Origin of the sequence: Streptomyces sp. NPDC007863 (genome assembly GCF_040633895.1) — a bacterium.
In the GTDB taxonomy this organism is placed as follows: domain Bacteria; phylum Actinomycetota; class Actinomycetes; order Streptomycetales; family Streptomycetaceae; genus Streptomyces.
In genome coordinates this window covers 1-20,492 of record NZ_JBEYEI010000004.1, presented here as the reverse complement: position 1 = coordinate 20,492, position 20,492 = coordinate 1, and the positions used below count along the sequence as shown (strand labels likewise).

At 73.9% G+C, this 20,492-nt stretch carries 18 protein-coding genes; 13 read left to right on the top strand and 5 right to left on the bottom strand.

Annotated features, from left to right (window positions below; translation table 11 throughout):
* Positions 1 to 16: 16 nt before the first annotated feature.
* The 3 genes from ABZ621_RS07370 to ABZ621_RS07360 all read left to right on the top strand — a co-directional run bounded on the left by ABZ621_RS07370 (position 17) and on the right by ABZ621_RS07360 (position 3,211).
* Positions 17 to 862, top strand: a complete 846-nt coding sequence (locus ABZ621_RS07370; protein ID WP_360601644.1) for a GNAT family N-acetyltransferase — start codon at positions 17 to 19, stop codon at positions 860 to 862.
* A gap of 28 nt (positions 863 to 890) precedes the next feature.
* Entirely contained in the window at positions 891 to 1,436 is a 546-nt protein-coding gene (locus ABZ621_RS07365; protein WP_360601642.1) for a GNAT family N-acetyltransferase, read from the top strand.
* Between the two features lie 71 nt (positions 1,437 to 1,507).
* Positions 1,508 to 3,211: a proline--tRNA ligase gene (locus ABZ621_RS07360; RefSeq protein ID WP_360601640.1), complete on the top strand. Its 1,704-nt coding sequence runs from the start codon at positions 1,508 to 1,510 to the stop codon at positions 3,209 to 3,211.
* Between the two features lie 27 nt (positions 3,212 to 3,238).
* Here ABZ621_RS07360 and ABZ621_RS07355 read toward each other — a convergent pair whose 3' ends face one another.
* The 4 genes from ABZ621_RS07355 to ABZ621_RS07340 form a co-directional block, all read right to left on the bottom strand.
* Positions 3,239 to 4,126: a slipin family protein gene (locus ABZ621_RS07355; protein WP_360601638.1), complete on the bottom strand. Its 888-nt coding sequence runs from the start codon at positions 4,124 to 4,126 to the stop codon at positions 3,239 to 3,241.
* 78 nt (positions 4,127 to 4,204) lie between these two features.
* Complete coding sequence (locus tag ABZ621_RS07350; RefSeq protein WP_360601636.1) at positions 4,205 to 5,104, bottom strand: aminoglycoside phosphotransferase family protein; 900 nt, start codon at positions 5,102 to 5,104, stop codon at positions 4,205 to 4,207.
* A gap of 57 nt (positions 5,105 to 5,161) precedes the next feature.
* A complete protein-coding gene (locus ABZ621_RS07345) occupies positions 5,162 to 5,581 on the bottom strand; it encodes a ferritin-like domain-containing protein (protein WP_360601634.1) in 420 nt (139 codons plus the stop codon).
* Entirely contained in the window at positions 5,578 to 6,165 is a 588-nt protein-coding gene (locus ABZ621_RS07340) for a hypothetical protein (protein WP_360601632.1), read from the bottom strand. Before ABZ621_RS07340 ends, ABZ621_RS07345 begins: the two co-directional genes overlap by 4 nt.
* A gap of 191 nt (positions 6,166 to 6,356) precedes the next feature.
* Between ABZ621_RS07340 and rimP the strand changes: the two genes are divergently transcribed.
* From rimP to ABZ621_RS07295, 9 genes are all read left to right on the top strand, one after another.
* Positions 6,357 to 6,854 (top strand): ribosome maturation factor RimP, encoded by a 498-nt coding sequence (rimP, locus tag ABZ621_RS07335; RefSeq protein WP_360601630.1) that lies wholly within the window; start codon positions 6,357 to 6,359, stop codon positions 6,852 to 6,854.
* Positions 6,855 to 6,856: 2 nt separating this feature from the next.
* Positions 6,857 to 7,852 (top strand): transcription termination factor NusA, encoded by a 996-nt coding sequence (gene nusA / locus ABZ621_RS07330; RefSeq protein ID WP_360601628.1) that lies wholly within the window; start codon positions 6,857 to 6,859, stop codon positions 7,850 to 7,852.
* Positions 7,853 to 7,946: 94 nt separating this feature from the next.
* Positions 7,947 to 8,237, top strand: a complete 291-nt coding sequence (locus tag ABZ621_RS07325) for a YlxR family protein (protein WP_360601626.1) — start codon at positions 7,947 to 7,949, stop codon at positions 8,235 to 8,237.
* 149 nt (positions 8,238 to 8,386) lie between these two features.
* Positions 8,387 to 11,482, top strand: a complete 3,096-nt coding sequence (gene infB / locus ABZ621_RS07320; RefSeq protein WP_360601624.1) for a translation initiation factor IF-2 — start codon at positions 8,387 to 8,389, stop codon at positions 11,480 to 11,482.
* A 138-nt stretch (positions 11,483 to 11,620) separates the two neighbouring features.
* Complete coding sequence (locus tag ABZ621_RS07315) at positions 11,621 to 11,914, top strand: DUF503 domain-containing protein (protein WP_031008504.1); 294 nt, start codon at positions 11,621 to 11,623, stop codon at positions 11,912 to 11,914.
* A gap of 29 nt (positions 11,915 to 11,943) precedes the next feature.
* The gene (gene rbfA, locus ABZ621_RS07310; protein WP_043230195.1) at positions 11,944 to 12,384 is read left to right on the top strand and encodes a 30S ribosome-binding factor RbfA; all 441 of its coding nucleotides are present in this window, start codon (positions 11,944 to 11,946) and stop codon (positions 12,382 to 12,384) included.
* Complete coding sequence (truB, locus tag ABZ621_RS07305; RefSeq protein ID WP_360601622.1) at positions 12,381 to 13,280, top strand: tRNA pseudouridine(55) synthase TruB; 900 nt, start codon at positions 12,381 to 12,383, stop codon at positions 13,278 to 13,280. Before rbfA ends, truB begins: the two co-directional genes overlap by 4 nt.
* 155 nt (positions 13,281 to 13,435) lie before the next feature.
* Positions 13,436 to 16,798 carry a serine protease gene (locus ABZ621_RS07300; protein ID WP_360601620.1) on the top strand — a complete coding sequence of 1,121 codons (3,363 nt, stop codon included), beginning with the start codon at positions 13,436 to 13,438 and terminating at the stop codon, positions 16,796 to 16,798.
* A gap of 40 nt (positions 16,799 to 16,838) precedes the next feature.
* Positions 16,839 to 17,798 (top strand): bifunctional riboflavin kinase/FAD synthetase, encoded by a 960-nt coding sequence (locus ABZ621_RS07295; RefSeq protein WP_360601618.1) that lies wholly within the window; start codon positions 16,839 to 16,841, stop codon positions 17,796 to 17,798.
* A gap of 36 nt (positions 17,799 to 17,834) precedes the next feature.
* On the opposite strand, the gene ABZ621_RS07290 is transcribed toward ABZ621_RS07295, so the two are convergent.
* Positions 17,835 to 19,004 (bottom strand): cytochrome P450, encoded by a 1,170-nt coding sequence (locus ABZ621_RS07290; protein WP_360601616.1) that lies wholly within the window; start codon positions 19,002 to 19,004, stop codon positions 17,835 to 17,837.
* 302 nt (positions 19,005 to 19,306) lie between these two features.
* Here ABZ621_RS07290 and ABZ621_RS07285 point away from each other — a divergent pair.
* A partial coding sequence (locus tag ABZ621_RS07285) for a type III polyketide synthase (protein WP_360601614.1) occupies positions 19,307 to 20,492 on the top strand: 1,186 nt, incomplete at its 3' end.

Here is a 20,492-nt window from a genome sequence, read left to right as displayed (position 1 = left end):
ACGGTGAGGCCCCCTCGTGTTGACACAGACCACCACCCGGGTCCTCGAACCCGCCGACCTCGGCGCCGCACTCGCCGTCCTGGAGAGCGCCCCCGTCGAGAACGCCTTCGTGACCGCCCGCGTCCGCGTCGCCGGGCTCGATCCGTGGCGGCTGGGCGGCGAGATGTGGGGCTGGTACACCGAGGGCCGGCTCACCTCGCTCTGCTACTCCGGCGCCAACCTCGTGCCGATCTGCGCCACCCCCGAGGCCGTCCGCGCCTTCGCCGAGCGGGCCCGCCGGATCGGCCGCCGCTGCTCCTCGATCGTCGGCCCGGCCGCCCCCACCGCCGAGCTGTGGCGGCTCCTCGAACCCTCCTGGGGCCCCGCCCGCGACGTCCGCGCCCACCAGCCCCTCATGATCGCCGAGGAGCCGTCCGCGACGGTCGCCCCCGACCCGCTCGTCCGCCGGGTCCGCAAGGACGAGATGGACGTGATCATGCCCGCCTGCGTCGCCATGTTCACCGAGGAGGTCGGCGTCTCCCCGATGGCCGGCGACGGCGGGCTGCTCTACCAGGCCCGGGTCGCCGAGCTCGTCTCCGCCGGCCGCTCCTTCGCCCGCATCGACGACGGCAAGGTCGTCTTCAAGGCCGAGATCGGCGCCGCCACCCGCCAGGCCTGCCAGATCCAGGGCGTCTGGGTCGCCCCCGAGCACCGGGGGAGGGGCCTCTCCGAGACCGGCATGGCCGCCGTCCTCCAGTACGCCCTCGCCGACGTCGCCCCCGTCGTCAGCCTGTACGTCAACGACTACAACGCCCCCGCCCGCGCCGCCTACCGCCGGGTCGGGTTCCGCGAGACCGGCGCCTTCATGAGCGTGCTGTTCTGAACCGGCGGCCGCTTGTAGGGTGCGCCGCATGGACGCCGCCCTCGCCGTGATCGGACCCGTCAACCTCGCCGCCCGGGTGGACGAGGCGCTCGCCGTACAGGCGGTCGCCTTCGGCCTCGACGCCGAGGAGGTCGCCGTACGCCGCCACATCGTGCTGCGGCACCTGATGAACCCCGGCGCCCGCGCCTACGGGGCCACGACCCCCGACGGGCGGCTCGTCGGCTTCGTGTACGGGATGCCCAACGACCGCACCCACTGGTGGTCCACCGTCGTGGAGCCGTACCTGCGCGCCACCGGCACCGCCGACTGGCTCGACGCCTCCTTCGTCATCACCGAGCTCCACGTCCACCCCGACTTCCAGGGCCTCGGCCTCGGCCGCGGACTGATCACCACCATCACCGACACCGCCGACGAGAAGCGCTCCATCCTCTCGGCCATCGACACCGAGTCCCCGGCCCGCGGCCTCTACCGCTCCCTCGGCTACACCGACCTCGCCCGCCAGGTCCACTTCCCGAGCGCGGCCCGCCCGTACGCGGTGATGGGCGCGCCGCTCCCGCTCCCGCGCCGGAACTGATTTCTCGCGGACGGCGACGCCCGGCTAACCTCCTAGCCATCATCTTCAGTCCCGGCAGGAGTACGAGAACCATGGCCAACGCACCGGTCCAGCGCATGTCCCAGTTGATGGCGAAGACGCTGCGCGACGACCCGGCGGACGCCGAGGTCCTCTCCCACAAGCTCCTCGTCCGCGCCGGCTACGTCCGCCGCACCGCCGCCGGCATCTGGAGCTGGCTGCCGCTCGGCAAGAAGGTCCTCTCCAACGTGGAGCGGATCGTCCGCGAGGAGATGGACGCCGTCGGCGCCCAGGAGGTCTCCCTCCCCGCGCTGCTGCCCCGCGAGCCCTACGAGGCCACCGGCCGCTGGGACGAGTACGGCGCCGAGCTCTTCCGCCTCCAGGACCGCAAGGGCGGCGACTACCTCCTCGGCCCCACCCACGAGGAGATCTTCACCCTCCTGGTCAAGGACCAGTGCTCGTCCTACAAGGACCTGCCGGTCATCCTGTACCAGATCCAGACCAAGTTCCGTGACGAGGCCCGCCCCCGCGCCGGCATCCTGCGCGGCCGCGAGTTCCTCATGAAGGACTCCTACTCCTTCGACACCGAGGACGAGGGCCTGGCGCGGTCCTACGGCCTGCACCGCCAGGCCTACCAGCGGATCTTCGAGCGCCTCGGCCTCGACTACCGCATCTGCGCCGCCACCGCCGGCGCCATGGGCGGCTCCAAGTCCGAGGAGTTCCTCGCCCCGGCCGAGGCCGGCGAGGACACCTTCGCCGACTGCCCCAACTGCGACTTCGCGGCCAACACGGAGGCGGTCCACCAGGAGGTCAAGGCGGTCGACGGCTCCGCCGTCCCCGCCGCCGAGGAGATCCCCACCCCGGACACCCCCACCATCGAGACCCTCGCCGCCTCCCTCGGCGTCCCGGCCTCCGCCACCCTCAAGAACCTCCTGGTGAAGGTCGACGGCGAGATCGTCGCGATCGGCGTGCCCGGCGACCGCGAGGTCGACATGGACAAGGTCGAGGAGCACTTCGGCCCCACGGCCACGGTCGAGCTGGTGACGGAGGAGGACTTCGCGGTCCGCCCCGACCTGGTGCGCGGCTACGTCGGCCCCCAGGGCCTGGAGAAGGTCACCTACCTCGCCGACCCGCGCGTGGCCCCCGGCACCTCCTGGATCACCGGCGCCAACAAGGAGGGCATGCACGCGAAGAACGTCGTCGCGGGCCGTGACTTCGAGGTGTCCGAGTACGTCGACGTGGTCGTCGTCCAGGAGGGCGACCCGTGCCCCCGCTGCGGCACCGGCCTCAAGCTGGACCGCGCGATCGAGATCGGCCACATCTTCCAGCTCGGCCGCAAGTACGCCGACGCGCTGAAGCTCGACGTCCTCGGCCAGAACGGCAAGCCCGTCCGCGTCACCATGGGCTCGTACGGCATCGGCGTCTCCCGCGCCGTCGCCGCGCTCGCCGAGCAGACCGCCGACGACAAGGGCCTGTGCTGGCCGGCCGAGGTCGCCCCCGCCGACGTCCACGTCGTCGCCGCCGGCAAGGCGCTCCAGACCGAGCTGGCCCTGGAGGTCTCCGACAAGCTCGCGGCCGCGGGCCTGCGCGTCCTGGTCGACGACCGCGCGGGCGTCTCCCCGGGCGTCAAGTTCACCGACGCGGAGCTGATGGGCGTCCCGAAGATCCTCGTCGCCGGCCGCCGCGCCGCCGAGGGCGTCCTGGAGCTGAAGGACCGCCGCACCGGCGAGCGCGAGGAGCTCACGGTCGAGGCGGCCCTGGCGGCGCTCACCGCCTGATCCCCGGGCCGCGCGCCCCGCAGGCCGTCACGCCGCCATGTCGCCGGGCGTCGTGCGGGGCGCCGGGTCCACGGACGGGCCCGTGAGGTCCTCGACGGGAGGCAGCGGCGCCGGCGGCGGCATCGGCGGCGCCGGCGGCGCGGCCGCCGGCGGTTCCGGAGTCGCCCGTTCCAGGAAGCGGAGCAGCTCCACCGGGATCGGGAGGACCAGGGTCGAGTTCTTCTCGGCCGCCACCGCCATGACCGTCTGGAGGAGGCGGAGCTGGAGGGCCGACGGGGCCTCCGCCATCTGGTGCGCCGCCTCCGCCAGCTTCTTCGAGGCCTGGAGTTCCGCGTCCGCGTTGATCAGACGGGCGCGGCGCTCCCGGTCCGCCTCCGCCTGGCGGGCCATGGAGCGCTTCATGGTCTCCGGCAGGGAGACGTCCTTGATCTCGACGCGGTCGATCTGCACGCCCCACCCGATCGCGGGGGAGTCGAGCATCAGCTCAAGTCCCTGGTTGAGCTTCTCGCGGTTGGACAGCAGGTCGTCGAGGTCGCTCTTGCCGATGATCGACCGCAGCGAGGTCTGCGCCATCTGCGAGACCGCGAATTTGTAGTCCTCGACCCTGACCAGGGCCTCCGCCGCGTCGACCACCCGGAAGTAGACGACCGCGTCGACGCGCACCGTCACGTTGTCCCGGGTGATGCCCTCCTGCGCGGGCACCGGCATCGTGACGATCTGCATGTTCACCTTGTGGAGCCGGTCCATCGCCGGGACGATCATCGTGAAGCCGGGCGCCCGCACCTGGCCGCGCAGCCGGCCGAAACGGAAGACGACGCCCCGCTCGTACTGCTTCACCACGCGGGCCGCCGCACCGACGTACGCGACGGCGGCCACCCCCGTCGCCGCTGCGGCCATCAGGAGTTCTTCGAGCATCACGGCCCCCTGAGAAAGGGATACAAAAAGGGTATTCCCCTTCTCGGGGCCCGCGAACTCGCGGCCGGCCCGGGAAGCTCAGAGCCAGCCGGCGAACTCCAGGAGCCATTCGGCCTCCTGCCGCCGCCCGGCGGCCAGCGCCCGCGTGCCGGACTCGACGGCCCGGAAGAGCGTCCAGCCGCGCAGCCGCTCCCGGTCCACTTCGAGCGAGTCGGCCAGCTTGTTCACCCGCCGCCGCGCGGCCGGCGCGCCGGCCGAGGCCGCCACCAGGTCCTCGACCCGGTCGCGGACCAGCCGGGCCAGGTCGTAGGCGCGCTCGCCGACGAGCGGGTCGGGGCCGACGGCCAGCCAGGGCGCCCGGTCGCCGGCGAGGACCTTGCCCTGCCGGAAGTCCCCGTGCAGCAGCACCTCCTCGGCGGTCCCCGCGAGCAGCTCCTCGCGGGCCTCAAGGGCCGAGGCGACGAGCCCGCCGGCGACGGCGTCGGAGGCGTACGGCCGCATCGGCCCGGCCTGCCGGGCGGTCCGCTCGGCCAGCGACTCGAAGCCGTGCCCGGCCGGCGGCTCGACCCACAGCTTCCGTACGGTCCCGGCGGCCTCCAGGAGCGCCTTGGCCTCCGGCAGCGAGCGCAGCGACACCTCGGGGTGCAGCCGTTCGAGGACGAGGGCGTCCTCCGGCGCCTCGGCGCGGAGCTGGACGGCGCCCCAGCCGTTCCAGTGCGCGAGGGCGTCCCGCTCCAGGGCCGGCCGGGTGAACGGCGGCGCGATCTTCAGCGCGGCGGGCGTGCCGTCGGCCTCGCGGACGAGCAGCACCAGGCTGGCGCGGCCGCCGGGGGCGACCACCCGCTCGACGGTCACTCCGGCTTCCTCGGGGAGCCGCTCGGCGAGGCCGGGGAGCCGCCCGAGCCACTCGGCCGCGGCGGTCTCGCCGTACCGCTCGTGGAGCGCCGTGACCAGTCGCCGGGGCGCTTCGAAACCCATGTGCGTGCCTTGTTCCTTCTCCTTGGGCGGGGCGATCAGAGCTGGTGGGGGCCGGACTCACACCCGCTCGGCGAGCCCAGGAAAGGTTACGTCGCTGCCGCGCCACCGCACCGCGCGCACGGCCGCCTCCCGGAGCGCGGCGGCGGCCTCGCGCCGTACGGCGCCGTCGCCCGCCCGCACCAGGTCGGAGTAGACCCCGGCCACCCGGTCCTCCAGGACGGCCGCGAGCCGCTCCGCGCCGGCCGGGTCGGCGACCCGGAACGGCAGCTCGTACGCGGCGGCCGCGGCGACCGGCGTGCCGCCGAGGTCGCGGACGGTGCGGCGCAGCGCGTCCCTGCGGGCCCGGTGCGCCTCGTAGCAGGCGGTCGCCTCGGCCCGGCGCTCCTCGGCGACCCGGGCGCCGACGACCCCGTAGCCGTACACGGCGGCGTGCTCGGCGGCGAGGGCGGCCTGGGCCGCCCGGAAGACGGCGCTCATGCGCGGGCTCCTTCGGTGAGGAGGTAGGCGTGGGCGGCGCCGGCGGCGGCCACGGAGGCGAGCAGCCGGGCGTACTCGGGCGGCGCCGCGAGCAGCTCGGCGGTGTGCGCGTCGGAGGCGGCCCGCGCGGCGGCGGCCAGCTCCCGCAGCGCGGCCTTCGGATCGGCGGGCACGGCCGGGCCGGCGGAGGCCGTGCCGGTGCCCGGGGTCCCGGAGGAAGGGCCCGGGGTCCCGGAGGAGGCGTCCGGGGTCCCGGAGGAGGCGTCCGGGGTCGGGCGGTCGCCCTCGCCGAGGGCGCTCGCGTGGGCCGCGGCGGAGGCGCGCAGCGGGGCCACGCGCGCGTGGAGCGCGGGATGGGCGGCGAGGGCGGCGTCGTAGCGCGCGAGGAGGGTCCGCGAGGCGGTCACCGCGCGGCGGCGCAGGGCCGCCTCGGCGCGGGCCACCCGTTCGGCCTCGCGGGCCGCCGCCTCCTCCGCCGCGCCGGGCCGGCGCGGCCCCGCGTCCTCGGAGGTGCATCCGGTCAGGGCCGCCGCGGCGGCCGAGGCCCCCGCCACGAGCAGGGCGCGTCTGCCCGTCGTCGTCACGCTCTCTCCCTCAGCATTCCGGACCCCTCCCGGCCGCCCGTCGAAGATCACCGCAGGCGAGCGTACCCGCGGGGCCCCGTGCGGTGGACGGCAACACCCTCCGGGACCGGATACCCTTGATCCGACACGCAGCGAGAAGCAGCGACGAGCGACGCACCCACAACAGCACACGCGGCCGAGGAGTCACCCGGATGAGCACCACCCAGAGCGACAGGCTGCGCGGACTCATTGAGCCGCTCGTCCACGCGGAGCACCTGGATCTGGAGGAGATCGAGGTCTCCCGGGCCGGCCGCCGCGGACTGCTGAGGATCGTCGTCGACTCGGAAGAGGGCGTCGAGCTGGACGCCTGCGCGGAACTGAGCCGCGCCATCTCCGCGAAGCTGGACGAGACCGACGCCATGGGCGACGGCGAGTACGTCCTGGAGGTCAGCTCCCCGGGTGCCGACCGTCCGCTCTCCGAGCACCGCCACTACGTCCGGGCCACCGGCCGCCTCGTGAAGCTCCAGCTCACCGAGGGCGGCGACCTGGTGACCCGGATCGTGGCCGTGGACGAGGACGGCATCGACACCGAGGTCCCGGGCGTGAAGGGCCGCAAGGCCACCGCCCGCCGCGTGGAGTTCGCCGAGATCGCCAAGGCGCGTGTCGAGATCGAGTTCAACCGCAAGGACAAGAAGGAAGAGGAGGCGTAGCCGTGGACATCGACGTGAAGCTCCTGAAGGGCTTGGCACAGGAGAAGGAAATCTCCTTCGAGATGCTGGTCGAGGCGATCGAGTCGGCCCTCCTCATCGCGTACCACCGCACCCCGTCCGCCCGCCGCCACGCGCGCGTGGAGCTGGACCGGCACACCGGTCACGTGACGGTGTGGGCCGAGGAGGACCCGGCCGATCTGGAGGAGGGGCAGGAGCCCAAGGAGTTCGACGACACCCCGTCGGACTTCGGCCGCATCGCGGCGAGCACCGCCCGCCAGGTCATCCAGCAGCGGCTGCGCGACGCCGAGAACGACGTCACCTTCGGCGAGTACGCCCGCCGTGAGGGCGATGTCGTCGCCGGTGTGGTGCAGCAGGGCAAGGACCCGAAGAACGTCCTCGTCAAGCTGGACGACAAGCTGGAGGCCATCCTCCCGGTGCAGGAGCAGGTGCCGGGCGAGGACTACACGCACGGCCTGCGTCTGCGCACGTACGTCGTCCGGGTCGCCAAGGGCGTCCGCGGTCCGTCCGTCACGCTCTCGCGCACCCACCCCAATCTGGTGAAGAAGCTCTTCGCCCTGGAGGTGCCGGAGATCGCCGACGGTTCCGTCGAGATCTCCGCCATCGCGCGTGAGGCGGGTCACCGCACCAAGATCGCGGTCCGGTCCACCCGTTCGGGCCTGAACGCCAAGGGAGCCTGCATCGGCCCCATGGGCAGCCGGGTGCGGAACGTGATGGCCGAGCTGCTCGGCGAGAAGATCGACATCGTCGACTGGTCGGACGACCCGGCCGAGATGGTGGCGAACGCCCTCTCCCCGGCCCGCGTCTCCAAGGTCGAGGTCGTCGACGCCGCCGCCCGGTCCGCCCGGGTGACGGTCCCCGACTACCAGCTCTCCCTGGCCATCGGCAAGGAGGGGCAGAACGCCCGCCTCGCCGCGCGCCTCACCGGCTGGCGGATCGACATCCGCCCGGACACCGAGGTCCAGGGCGAGGAGGGCTGAGCGGCCCGCCGCACGTCCAGGGTCGTTTTTGGCCAACAGGTGTTCGATTTTTGCCCCAAACGGGTGAGGTCGGTACGGGGAGGTAGACTTAATCGTGTCTGGCCGGACGCATGCCCGCGCGTGCCCTGAGCGAACCTGTGTGGGATGCCGGGAGCGAGCGGCCAAGAGCGAACTGCTGCGGACCGTGATGGATAAGGGCGAGTGCGTCCCCGATCATCGCGGTACGCTGCCCGGCCGGGGTGCGTACGTGCACCCCGTCTTGCACTGTCTCGACCTCGCGGTCCGCCGCCGGGCGTTCCCGAGGACCTTCAAGGTCCCGGGTCCGCTCGACACGACGGCCCTGCGGGAGCACATCGAGCAGGCCGCGCAGGCGGCACCGCAGTGAACAAGAAGTACGGCACGGAACACCGTGCGGTCAGGTACCTCGCGAGTCGGAAGTAGGTCGAGATTGCGATGAGCACTCGATGAGTACGCGATGAGTACGCCCATGAAGTAGCGACGGTCCGGCGGTAACCGGACCTATAAAGGAGCGAAGTGGCTAAGGTCCGGGTATACGAACTCGCCAAGGAGTTCGGTGTGGAGAGCAAGGTCGTGATGGCCAAGCTCCAGGAACTCGGTGAATTCGTCCGTTCGGCGTCCTCGACGATCGAGGCGCCGGTCGTGCGCAAGTTGACTGACGCTTTGCAGGGTCCCGGCGGTTCCGCCGGCAAGACCGCTGCCAAGCCCGGAGCGCCCCGCAAGGCGGCGCCCGCCCCCAAGCCGGCCGCGCCGGCGCCTTCGGCGCCCGCAGCCGCACGTCCCGCTGCCCCGAAGCCTGGCGCGCCCACCCCGGCGCCCAAGCCCGCGGCGGCAGAGAAGCCCGTGACGCCGGCCGCCTCCGGCCCGCGTCCGACCCCGGGTCCGAAGCCCGCGGCTCCCGCGCCCAAGCCGGCGCCCGCCGCCCCGGCTCCGACCAACCCGGAGTTCACCGCGCCTCCGGCGGCCCCGGCCGCTCCGGCGGCTCCGGCCGCTGGTGGTCAGCGTCCCGGTGGTGCCCCCTCCGGCCAGCGTCCGTCCGGTGCCCGTCCGGGCCAGGGCGCGCCGCGTCCGGGTGGTCAGCAGGCCCCCCGTCCCGGCCAGCAGGCCCCGCGTCCGGGCGCCCCGCGTCCGGCCGGCCCGCGTCCGGGCAACAACCCCTTCACCTCCGGCGGCTCCACCGGCATGGCGCGTCCGCAGACGCCCCGTCCCGGTGGCGGTGCTCCGCGTCCCGGCGGCCCCGGTGCCGTTCCGGGTGCCCCGCGTCCGCAGGGCGGCCCCGGTGGCGCCCCGCGCCCGCAGGGCCAGGGCGGCGCGCGTCCCACCCCCGGTGGCATGCCGCGTCCGCAGGCTCCCCGTCCGGGCGGCGCGCCCGGCGGTAACCGTCCGAACCCGGGCATGATGCCGCAGCGTCCCGCTGCCGGCCCGCGCCCCGGTCCTGGCGGTCGTGGTCCCGGTGGCCCCGGCGGCCGTCCGGGTGGTCCCGGCGGTGGCGGCGGCGGTCGTCCCGGCTTCGCCGGTCGTCCGGCCGGTCCCGGCGGTGGCGGCGGCGGCTTCGCCGGCCGTCCCGGTGGTCCCGGTGGTGGCGGCGGCGGTCGTCCGGGTGGTCCCGGCGGCGGTGGCGGCGGCTTCGGCGGTCGTCCCGGCGGCTTCGGCGGCCGTCCCGGCGGCCCGGGTGGCCGTGGTGGCACGCAGGGCGCCTTCGGTCGTCCCGGCGGTCCCGCGCGTCGCGGTCGCAAGTCGAAGCGTCAGAGGCGCCAGGAGTACGAGGCCATGCAGGCCCCGTCCGTGGGCGGCGTGATGCTGCCTCGCGGCAACGGCGACACCATTCGCCTGTCGCGCGGTGCGTCCCTCACCGACTTCGCCGAGAAGATCGGCGCCAACCCGGCGTCGCTCGTCGCGGTGATGATGAACCTCGGTGAGATGGTCACGGCCACGCAGTCCGTCTCCGACGACACGCTGACGATGCTCGGCGAGGAGATGAACTACACCGTCCAGATCGTCTCGCCGGAGGAGGAGGACCGCGAGCTCCTCGAGTCCTTCGACATCGAGTTCGGCGAGGACGAGGGCGGCGAAGAGGCCCTGGTCTCCCGTCCGCCGGTCGTCACCGTCATGGGTCACGTCGACCACGGTAAGACCCGACTCCTCGACGCGATCCGCAAGACGAACGTCGTCGCGGGCGAGGCCGGTGGCATCACCCAGCACATCGGTGCCTACCAGGTCGGCACCGAGGTCAACGGCGAAGACCGTCGCATCACCTTCATCGACACCCCGGGTCACGAGGCGTTCACCGCCATGCGTGCCCGTGGTGCGAAGTCGACCGACATCGCGATCCTCGTGGTCGCGGCCAACGACGGCGTCATGCCGCAGACGATCGAGGCGCTCAACCACGCCAAGGCCGCCGGCGTCCCGATCGTCGTCGCGGTCAACAAGATCGACGTCGAGGGCGCGGACCCGGTCAAGGTCCGCGGTCAGCTGACCGAGTTCGGTCTGGTGGCCGAGGAGTACGGCGGCGACACGATGTTCGTCGACATCTCCGCCAAGCAGGGTCTGCACATCGACTCCCTGCTCGAGGCCGTGATCCTCACGGCCGACGCCTCGCTCGACCTGCGGGCCAACCCGAACCAGGACGCGCAGGGCATCGCGATCGAGTCGCACCTCGACCGTGGTCGCGGCGCCGTCTCGACGGTCCTGGTCCAGCGCGGAACGCTGCGCATCGGCGACACCGTGGTGGTCGGCGACGCGTACGGCCGCGTCCGGGCGATGCTCGACGACAAGGGCAACAACGTCGAGGAGGCGGCCCCGTCGACTCCCGTCCTGGTGCTCGGTCTCACCAACGTGCCGGGTGCCGGCGACAACCTCCTGGTCGTCGACGAGGACCGTACGGCGCGTCAGATCGCCGAGAAGCGCGCCGCGCGTGAGCGCAACGCCGCCTTCGCCAAGCGCGTCCGCCGGGTGTCCCTCGAGGACCTCGACAAGGTGCTCAAGGCCGGTCTCGTCCAGGAACTCAACCTCATCATCAAGGGCGACGCGTCCGGTGCGGTCGAGGCCCTCGAAGCCTCGCTGCTCCAGCTCGACGTCGGCGAAGAGGTCGACATCCGCGTCCTGCACCGCGGTGTGGGTGCGGTGACCGAGTCGGACATCGACCTGGCCATGGGCTCCGACGCCATCGTCATCGGCTACAACGTCCGTGCGGCCGGCCGTGCCGCGCAGATGGCGGAGCGCGAGGGCGTCGACGTCCGGTACTACTCGGTCATCTACCAGGCGATCGAGGAGATCGAGGCGGCGCTCAAGGGCCTCCTCAAGCCGGAGTACGAAGAGGTCGAGCTCGGCACGGCGGAGATCCGCGAGGTCTTCCGCTCGTCCAAGCTGGGCAACATCGCCGGTGTCCTCATCCGCTCGGGCGAGGTCAAGCGCAACACCAAGGCGCGACTCCTCCGCGACGGCAAGGTCATCGCCGAGGACCTCACCATCCACGGTCTGCGCCGCTTCAAGGACGACGTCACCGAGATTCGTGAAGGCTTCGAGGGCGGTATCAACCTCGGAAACTACAACGACATCAAGATCGACGACGTCATCGCGACGTACGAGATGCGCGAGAAGCCGCGCGCGTAACACGCGGTGAAGTGCCGGGGCCGGTCGGCGGAGGATATTCCGTCGATCGGCCCCGGCCGTTCCGTGTACGGTTTCGGTGTTCCCGTCCAGCGGTGGGCGGGGCCACTGACCCCGAACCGGCGGGACATCCGGACACACATGTATGTGGGGACTCTGTCCTTCGACCTGCTCCTCGGCGACGTCCATTCGCTCAAGGAGAAACGCTCCCTCGTGAAGCCGATCGTCGCCGAACTCCAGCGGAAGTTCTCGGTGAGCGTGGCGGAGGTGAGCGGCCAGAACCTCCACCGGCGGGCCGAGATCGGCGTCGCGATGGTGTCGGGGGACCTCGGACACCTCAACGGCGTCCTGGACCGCTGCGAGCGGCTGGTGGCCGCCCGGCCCGAGGTGGAGCTGCTGTCGGTGCGCCGAAGGCTCCACACTGATGAAGACTGAATGAGCAAGGCAAAGAAGGAGACGGACCAGTGGCCGACAACGCGCGGGCGAAGAAGCTGGCGGACCTCATCCGGGAGGTGGTCGCCGAGAAGCTGCAGCGCGGCATCAAGGACCCGCGCCTGGGTACGCACGTGACCATCACGGACACCCGCGTCACCGGTGACCTGCGGGAGGCGACGGTCTTCTACACGGTCTACGGCGACGACGAGGACCGGGCGAGCGCCGCGGCCGGCCTGGAGAGCGCCAAGGGCATCCTCCGTTCGGCCGTGGGCCGGGCGGCGGGGACCAAGTTCACCCCCACCCTGGCCTTCGTGGCCGACGCCCTCCCGGAGAACGCCCGGACCATCGAGGACCTCCTCGACAAGGCGCGGGCCTCCGACGCCCAGGTGCGGGAGGCGTCCTCGGGCGCCGCCTTCGCGGGCGAAGCGGACCCCTACAAGAAGCCGGGCGAGGACGACACCGCCGAATGAGCGACAAGATCCAGACGCCCGACGGCCTCGTCATCGTGGACAAGCCGTCGGGCTTCACCTCGCACGACGTCGTCGCCAAGATGCGCGGGATCGCCAGGACCCGTCGCGTCGGCCACGCCGGCACGCTCGACCCCATGGCCACGGGCGTCCTCGTCCTCGGCGTGGAGCGGGCCACGAAGCTGCTCGGTCACCTCGCGCTGACCGAGAAGGAGTACCTGGGCACCATCCGCCTGGGCCAGACCACGATCACCGACGACGCCGAGGGCGAGATCACGGCGTCGGTCGACGCGTCGAAGGTCACCCGCGAGCAGATCGACGCGGGCGTCGCGGAGCTGACCGGCGCCATCATGCAGGTGCCGTCGAAGGTCTCCGCGATCAAGATCGACGGAAAGCGGTCCTACGCGCGCGTGCGCGGCGGCGAGGAGTTCGAGATCCCGGCCCGGCCGGTCACCGTCTCCTCCTTCCGGGTGTACGACGTGCGCGAGGCGACGGCCGAGGACGGCACCCCCGTCGTCGACCTGGTCGTCTCGGTGGTCTGCTCCTCCGGTACGTACATCCGGGCGCTGGCCCGGGACCTCGGCGCCGGACTCGGCGTCGGTGGGCACCTCACCGCGCTGCGGCGCACCCGGGTCGGCCCGTACAAGCTGGACAGCGCCCGCACCCTCGACCAGCTCCAGGAGGAGCTGACCGTGATGCCGGTCGCCGACGCGGCCGCGGCGGCGTTCCCGCGCTGGGACGTCGACGAGAAGCGGGCCCGGCTGCTGCTCAACGGGGTGCGCCTGGAGATGCCCGACTACCCCAAGGGCGCCGTGGCGGTCTTCGGGCCGGACGGGAAGCTGCTCGCCCTGGTGGAGGACCAGCGGGGCAAGGCGAAGAGCCTGGCCGTCTTCGGCTGATCTTCCGGAAGGGAGGGCGGGTGCGCGCTGCGCGCCCGCCCTTTCGCGTTTCTTCACCCCATCGGGGAAGCGCTCGGAGTGAACCGGGGAGTGCGAGGGGGCGCCTTCGCCGCTCGGCGCCCTGCGGCGGCCGTCGCCGACCTACCCTCCACACCATGGGACGCGGGGACCTGGCGGAGCCGGTGGGGCTGGTGCGCATCTGCGATCTGGCGGGCCGGCCGCGCGGCACCGGATTCCTCGCCGACCACGAGGGCACCCTCGTCACCAGTCACGAAGCCGTCGACGGGCTGACGCGCGTCGTGCTGCACGCGCCGGGGGAGATGACCCGGCTCGCCGAGGCCGACGCGATCACCCCCTTCCCCGAGCAGGGACTGGCCCTGATCCGCACCGAGGGCCTGGGCGTGCCCCCGCTGCCGCTCGCCACCCGCGCGGCCGTCGAACCCGGCACGTACGTCAGGATCGCCGCGCACGGCTGGCGGGAGGCCCGCGTGCTCGGCCCCGCCGCCGTCACCTACACCGCCACCGACCGCCTCCACGTCCTGCCCGACGCCCTCGAACTCGCCATCGGCACCCAGGGCGCCGAGGCGCTGCGGCTCGGCGGTCCGGCCGCGGGCGGACCCGTCGTCGACAGCGCCACCGGCACCGTCCTCGGCGTCGTCGGCACCGCCCTCCAGGGCGACCCGCGCGCCGCCGGACACGCCGTCCCGATCCGCCCCGACGGCCCCCTCGGCGCGCTGGTGCGCCGCAACTCCGCCACGATCCCCGCCTACGGCCCCGACCTGAACCTCGCCGCCCTCCTGGAGCTCACCGCCGCCACGGCGCTCCCGCCCGCGGAGCCCGCCCCCTGGCCGGCCCCGGCCGCCCGCCCCACCGCCCTGCGCGCCGTCACCGGCTTCGCCCGCGGGGCGGCACCCTCCGGTGACGTCCCCGTGCTCACCGTCGTCGGCGAGCCCGGGTGCGGGCGCACCACCCTGCTCGCCGCGGCCTGCGAGGCGCGGACCCGGGGCGTCGCGCCCGCGCCGACCGTGCGGCTGCGCGGCGCCGACCTGCGCGAGGACGACGGCTCGCTCGCCGAGGCCGTCGGGCGGGTCCTCGACCGGGCCGCCCGGATCGCCGCCGCCTCGGGGGCCGACGGCGACCCCGTCACCGCCGAGCGGGCGGCCGCCCTCGCCCGGGAGGCCGGACGGCCCCTCCTCGTCGTCCTCGACGGCCCCGAGGAGATGCCGCCGCCCCTCGCCCACCGGCTCGCCGACTGGACCGCCGCCACCGAGCGCTGGCTGCGCGCCCACGGCGTCCGGCTCGCCCTCGCCTGCCGCCCCGAGCACGCCGAGCAGGCCGCCCCGCTGTGGAGCGCCGCGCCGGCCCTGCTGCCGCTCGGCGACCTCACGGAGGCCGAGGCCAGGGCCGTACGCCAGGGGTACGGGATCGGGGACGAGGACCTCGACGCCGCGGACGCCCGGCACCCGCTCGCCCTGCGGCTGCTCGCCGAGGTGCGGGCCGCGCTCCCCGGCGAGGTGCCGGGACGGCCGGGCCGGGCCGAGATCTTCACCGCGCACCTGGACCTGATGTGCCTGCGGATCGCGGTCAGGATCGCCGCCGACACCCGCCCCCGGCCCGGCGGCCGGGCCGTCCGCCGGCTCGCCGCGCGCGTCACCGGCCAGGTCCACGAGGCCGCCCGGCGCTGCCTCGGCCCCGGCCACGGCCTCCTCGACCGCGCCTCCTTCGAGGCGCTGTTCCCCTGGCGCGACGGCTGGGCGCCCGCCGTCCTCACCGAGGGCCTCCTCGTCCCCGCCGGCACCGGCTACCGCTTCGCCCACGAGGAGCTCTCCGACTGGCTGCAGGCCGCCCATCTCGACCTTGACACGGCCCTCGACACCCTGGTCCACGGCACCCCGGGCCACGGCACCCCGGAGACGGAGCCCGAGGCGGAGGCCGAGGCAGACACCGGGCGGCCGGCCGTGCCCCGGCACCGGGCCGGGACCGTCCTCCAGGCGCTGCTGCTCGTGCACCGCGAGGGCGGGCCCGCCGCGCTGGCCCCTGCGCTCGACCGGATCGTCGGCGCCCTCGCCGGATTCCCGGAGGAGGCGCCCGAGGAGGCCGTCTGGTGGGCGCGCACGCTGCTCGCGCGGACCCTCGACCGGGTCGGCGACCTGCGCCCCTACCTGCCCGTGCTGCGGCGGCTCGCCGACCGGATGGGGGAGGGCGCGGGCCGCGCCGGTGCCTTCGACGGCTTCGGGCCCGCGTGGTGGGGACGGCTCGCCGTCGGCGAGGACGAGCGGCTCGACCTGCTGCGCCGGACCGTCACCGCCGACCCGGCGCCCTGCCTCGCCCTCGTCGAGGAGCTCCTCGTCGCCCGCACCCGGGAGGTCCAGCCGCTGCTCTGCCGCTGGTTCACCGACGGCCGGGGCCTGCCCGGACGGCCGTACGTCACCGTGGGCAGCGTCGCGCAGGAGCTGCTGCACACCCATCGGGGGCTCGCCGCCGACGACCTCTGCGAGGCCCTCGTCGGCACCGCGCACCCGCTCGCCGAAGGGCTGCTCACGGCGCTCGTCGACGACGAGCCGGCCGCGCTCTGCCGGGCCGTGGACCGGTGGGCGCACGACGACGGCCGGCCGGAGCGGCGGCTCGCCGCCGCCGTCCACGGCACCCTGCTCGCCGCGCGCGGGCAGGACGGGCAGGAGCGGGAGCTGCTGCGGTACGCGGCGGGCGCGCTGCTCGGCCGGGCCGCCGACCGGGGGCTGCACGGGGCCGCCCTCGGCATCCTCGTCCGCGACCCGGACACCCGCGACGCCTACCTCGCGCGCGCCCTCGCCGACGCCCGGGTGCCCGCCGACGCGCTCGTCGGGGCGCTGGCCGAGCACCCCGAGGCGGTGCTCGACGCCTTCCGGGACCGGCTCGACCAGGGGCGGGACCCGGGCGGCGCACTGCGCGCCCTCGCCGCCGTCGACGCGCCCGGCCTCACCCGGCGGATCGCCGGCCTCGTCCGGGAGTACGCGCACCGCCACCCCGAGGGCGCCGACCACGCCGCGGGCTACGTCGACCTGCGGTTCGAGGAGGGGCCGACCGCGCGGGCCGTGCTCTTCCCGCTGGTCGTCGGACTCGTCCACGGCCCGCCCGCCGCCGTCCGGCGCGCCCTCGCGCCCGTGCTCGCCGCCCCCGGCACCGGCGCCTCCCGCCATCTGCGGGCCGAACTCCTCGACGTCCTCCTCGACCACGAGACGTACGCGACCGGGCCCGGCGACCTCGCCGTGGCGGACGCGCTGCTGACCGCCGCCGCCGAGGGCGCCGCCCGCCGCTCGCTCCCGCGCAACCGCGCCCTCCTCGCCCGTACCGCCGCCCTCTACGCCCGAGATCCGGGCGGAGCGGCCCACCGGGACCGGCTGCTCGCGACGCTCGCCGCCGACCATCCGGCCTTCGCCGCACTGCTCGCACAGGCCCTGCCGGCGCCCCGAACACCCGGCACTTCCATGCCGATGCGGACCGACGGGCGTGGGCATGGCAGTCTTAGACCTGCGTAATGGGCGTACAGGGCGAACAGGCGGACGAGGAGCGGTCACAGTGCAGCGCTGGCGTGGCTTGGAGGACATCCCCCAGGACTGGGGGCGCAGCGTCGTCACCATCGGCTCCTACGACGGTGTGCACCGCGGGCACCAGCTGATCATCGGGCGGGCCGTGGAGCGCGCCCGCGAGCTCGGCGTCCCCGCCGTCGTCGTCACCTTCGACCCGCACCCCTCCGAGGTGGTGCGCCCCGGCAGCCACCCGCCGCTGCTCGCCCCGCACCACCGGCGCGCCGAGCTGATGGCCGAACTGGGCGTGGACGCCGTCCTCGTGCTGCCGTTCACGGCGGAGTTCTCGCAGCTGTCGCCGGCCGACTTCATCGTCAAGGTGATCGTCGACAAGCTGCACGCCCGGGCCGTCATCGAGGGCCCCAACTTCCGCTTCGGCCACCGCGCCGCGGGCACCGTGGAGTACCTCACCGAGCTGGGTCCCACCTACGACTACGAGGTCGAGGTCATCGACCTGTACGTGAGCGGCTCCGCCGGCGGCGGGCAGCCCTTCTCCTCCACCCTCACCCGGCGGCTCGTCGCCGAGGGCGACATGACGGGCGCCGCCGAGATCCTCGGCCGCCCGCACCGCGTCGAGGGCATCGTCGTGCGCGGCGCCCAGCGCGGCCGCGAACTGGGCTTCCCCACGGCCAACGTGGAGACCCTGCCGCACACCGCGATCCCCGCCGACGGCGTCTACGCCGGCTGGCTGACCGCGAACGGCGAGCGGATGCCGGCGGCGATCTCCGTCGGTACCAACCCGCAGTTCGACGGCAAGGAGCGGACGGTGGAGGCGTACGCGATCGACCGCGAGGGCCTCGACCTGTACGGGCTCCACGTGACCGTCGACTTCCTCGCCTACGTGCGCGGCATGCTCAAGTTCGACACCCTCGACGACCTGCTCGTCGCCATGGCCGGGGACGTCGCCACGTGCCGGACCCTGACGGCCGAGTACGACGCCGCGGGGGAGTGACCCCCTCCCGGGCCCGGCAGCGGGTGACCGGGCCCGTCACCAGGTGACGTACAGCTCCCTCGGGCCGCGGATCAGGACCTGGGACTGGAACGGCACGGACTCGGGCGGGCCCGCGAGCCGCAGCTCCGGGTAGCGGGCGAGCAGGGTGGCGAGCATCACCTCGGACTCCATCCGGGTCAGCATCGCGCCCATGCAGTGGTGCGGCCCGTGCCCGAAGGAGAGATGGCCGGTGCCCGCGCGGTCGAAGTCGAGGGCCTCCGGGTCCGCGAAGACCTCCGGGTCCCGGTTGGCCGCCAGGTAGGAGGCGTACACCGCCTCGCCCGCCCGGATCACCACCCCGCCGACCTCGACGTCCTCCGTCGCGATCCGGGGCAGCCCCACGCCGTTGCGGTGCGGGATCCAGCGCAGCAGCTCGTCCACGGCCTGCGGCAGCAGCTCCGGTTCCGCCCGCAGCCGGGCGAGCAGTTCCGGACGCGTGAGCAGCACGTAGACCATGTTGGCGCTGTTGTTGCGGACCGCGTGGGCGCCGCTGATCAGCACCGCCATCGCCAGCGACACGGCCTCGTCGGCGCCGATCCGGCCCTCCGCCAGCGCCTCGGCCAGCTCACCCGCCAGGTCCTCCCGGGGCTCCGCCATCCGGTGGTCGAGCAGCCGGGTGACATAGCCGTGGATCTGCGCCTTGGCGGCGCGGCTGCTCTCCGGGCCGGGCCCCGAGGACAGGATCAGGTCCGGCCAGGACGCCAGCTCGGCCCGGTCCTCCTCGGGGATGCCGAGCAGGTCGCAGACGACGGCCATCGGCAGCGGCCCGTGCAGACGGGCCATCAGGTCGGCCGGCCGTCCCGCCGCCTCCATGGCGTCCAGGAGCCGGTCGCAGGACGCCTGGGCGAGGGGCCGCAGCCGCTGGACGCCCCGGCCCGTGAAGGTCTTGGTCACCGCCTTGCGCAGCTGGGTGTGGTACGGCGGATCGGCGTAGTTCAGGGCCGCCTTCGAGGCCACCATGTGGCCGGTCATCGTGGTGACCTGGCGGTCGAGCAGGGCCGTCCGGCTGAACCGCGGGTCGGAGGTCACGGCCCGTACGTCCGCGTACCGGGTGACCAGCCAGGCCTCGTTCTCGGCGGCGAACGGCAGACTGATCCGGGAGACCGGCTCCTTGGCGAGCAGCTCCGCGAGGAGCGGGTCGAAGTCCAGGGCGGGCAGGTCGTCCACGGGCCACACGCGGGCCGGACGGGCTGCGGCGGGGCAGCCGGGAGGGGCGGCGCCGGGCGCGGGGCGTCCGGGCGGTGACGGTTCGGACGCCGACGGCTGCGACGTCAGTGGTTCGGAGGTCATGCCGTGCCTGTTCCCGGCGGCGGACGCACGCGACACGCCGAAGGCCGCACAGCCCCCCGTACGGCCGATCCCCCCGCTCACCCTCCGTGACGGGGCGGACGCGCTCGCGGTTGCGGGCTCGGGAGCACGGGGCGAGTGTGGGCGGCAGTTCGCCCGATCGACAAGAAGGAGCGAGTGCCGTGGTGACCTTGTGCAAACCCGCGGTGGCCGTGCCGGAGCACGTGATCACGATGGAGGAGACCCTCGACCTCGCCCGAGCGCGTCACGCCGACCATCCCCAACTCCCCCTGGCGCTGCGCCTGATCGGCAACACCGGGGTCTCCAAGCGGCACATCGTGCAGCCCATCGAACGGACCCTGGAGCACCCCGGCTTCCAGGAACGCAACGAGCTCTACGAGGCCGAGGCCAAGGCGAGGGTGCCCGCCGTCGTCGAGGAGGCCCTCGGCAACGCGGGACTCCGCCCGGCGGACATCGACATGATCGTCTACGTGTCGTGCACGGGCTTCATGATGCCCTCGCTCACCGCCTGGATGATCAACACCATGGGCTTCCCCAGCCACACCAGGCAGGTGCCCATCGCCCAGCTCGGCTGCGCCGCCGGCGGGGCCGCGATCAACCGGGCGCACGACTTCTGCACCGCCTACCCGGACGCCAACGTCCTCATCGTGGCCTGCGAGTTCTGCTCGCTCTGCTACCAGCCGACCGACCTCGGCGTCGGCTCGCTGCTCTCCAACGGCCTCTTCGGCGACGCCGTCGCCGCCGCCGTGGTGCGCGGCCGGGGCGGCTCCGGCATCGCCCTGGAGCGCAACGACTCCCACCTGGTGCCCGACACCGAGGAGTGGATCGCCTACAGCGTCCGCGAGACCGGCTTCCACTTCCTGCTCGACAAGCGGGTGCCCAAGACGATGGAGCCGCTCGCCCCCGCGCTCCGCGAGATCGCCGGCGCGCACGGCTGGGACGCGGGCAACCTCGACTTCTACATCATCCACGCGGGCGGGCCGAGGATCCTCGACGACCTCAGCCTCTTCCTCGAAGTGCCGCCGGACGCCTTCCGGTTCAGCCGGGCGACCCTCACGGAGTACGGGAACATCGCCAGCGCCGTCGTCCTCGACGCGGTCCGGCGGCTCTTCGAGGAGGGCGGGCAGCCGGAGGGCGCCCGTGGCATCCTCGCGGGCTTCGGTCCCGGGATCACCGCCGAGATGTGCCTGGGGCGCTGGACCACCGCCGCCCATCCGGCCGAACCGCCGCTGACCGCCCGCCGGATCGTCGGGACACGCCAGTGGTCAGCGAACGTGGTCGCGGACTACAGCCTCGAACCAGGGGACACCGTCGACCTCGCGTTCATGGGCGTCACCGATCTCCAAA

What these genes read in the sequence shown, in the direction of transcription:
- ABZ621_RS07365 (WP_360601642.1), top strand. Translation starts at nt 891, where the DNA reads ATGGACGCCGCCCTCGCCGTGATCGGACCCGTCAACCTCGCCGCCCGG.
- ABZ621_RS07360 (WP_360601640.1), top strand. Translation starts at nt 1,508, where the DNA reads ATGGCCAACGCACCGGTCCAGCGCATGTCCCAGTTGATGGCGAAGACG.
- ABZ621_RS07355 (WP_360601638.1), bottom strand. Translation starts at nt 4,126, where the DNA reads ATGCTCGAAGAACTCCTGATGGCCGCAGCGGCGACGGGGGTGGCCGCC.
- ABZ621_RS07350 (WP_360601636.1), bottom strand. Translation starts at nt 5,104, where the DNA reads ATGGGTTTCGAAGCGCCCCGGCGACTGGTCACGGCGCTCCACGAGCGG.
- ABZ621_RS07345 (WP_360601634.1), bottom strand. Translation starts at nt 5,581, where the DNA reads ATGAGCGCCGTCTTCCGGGCGGCCCAGGCCGCCCTCGCCGCCGAGCAC.
- rimP (WP_360601630.1), top strand. Translation starts at nt 6,357, where the DNA reads ATGAGCACCACCCAGAGCGACAGGCTGCGCGGACTCATTGAGCCGCTC.
- ABZ621_RS07315 (WP_031008504.1), top strand. Translation starts at nt 11,621, where the DNA reads ATGTATGTGGGGACTCTGTCCTTCGACCTGCTCCTCGGCGACGTCCAT.
- truB (WP_360601622.1), top strand. Translation starts at nt 12,381, where the DNA reads ATGAGCGACAAGATCCAGACGCCCGACGGCCTCGTCATCGTGGACAAG.
- ABZ621_RS07300 (WP_360601620.1), top strand. Translation starts at nt 13,436, where the DNA reads ATGGGACGCGGGGACCTGGCGGAGCCGGTGGGGCTGGTGCGCATCTGC.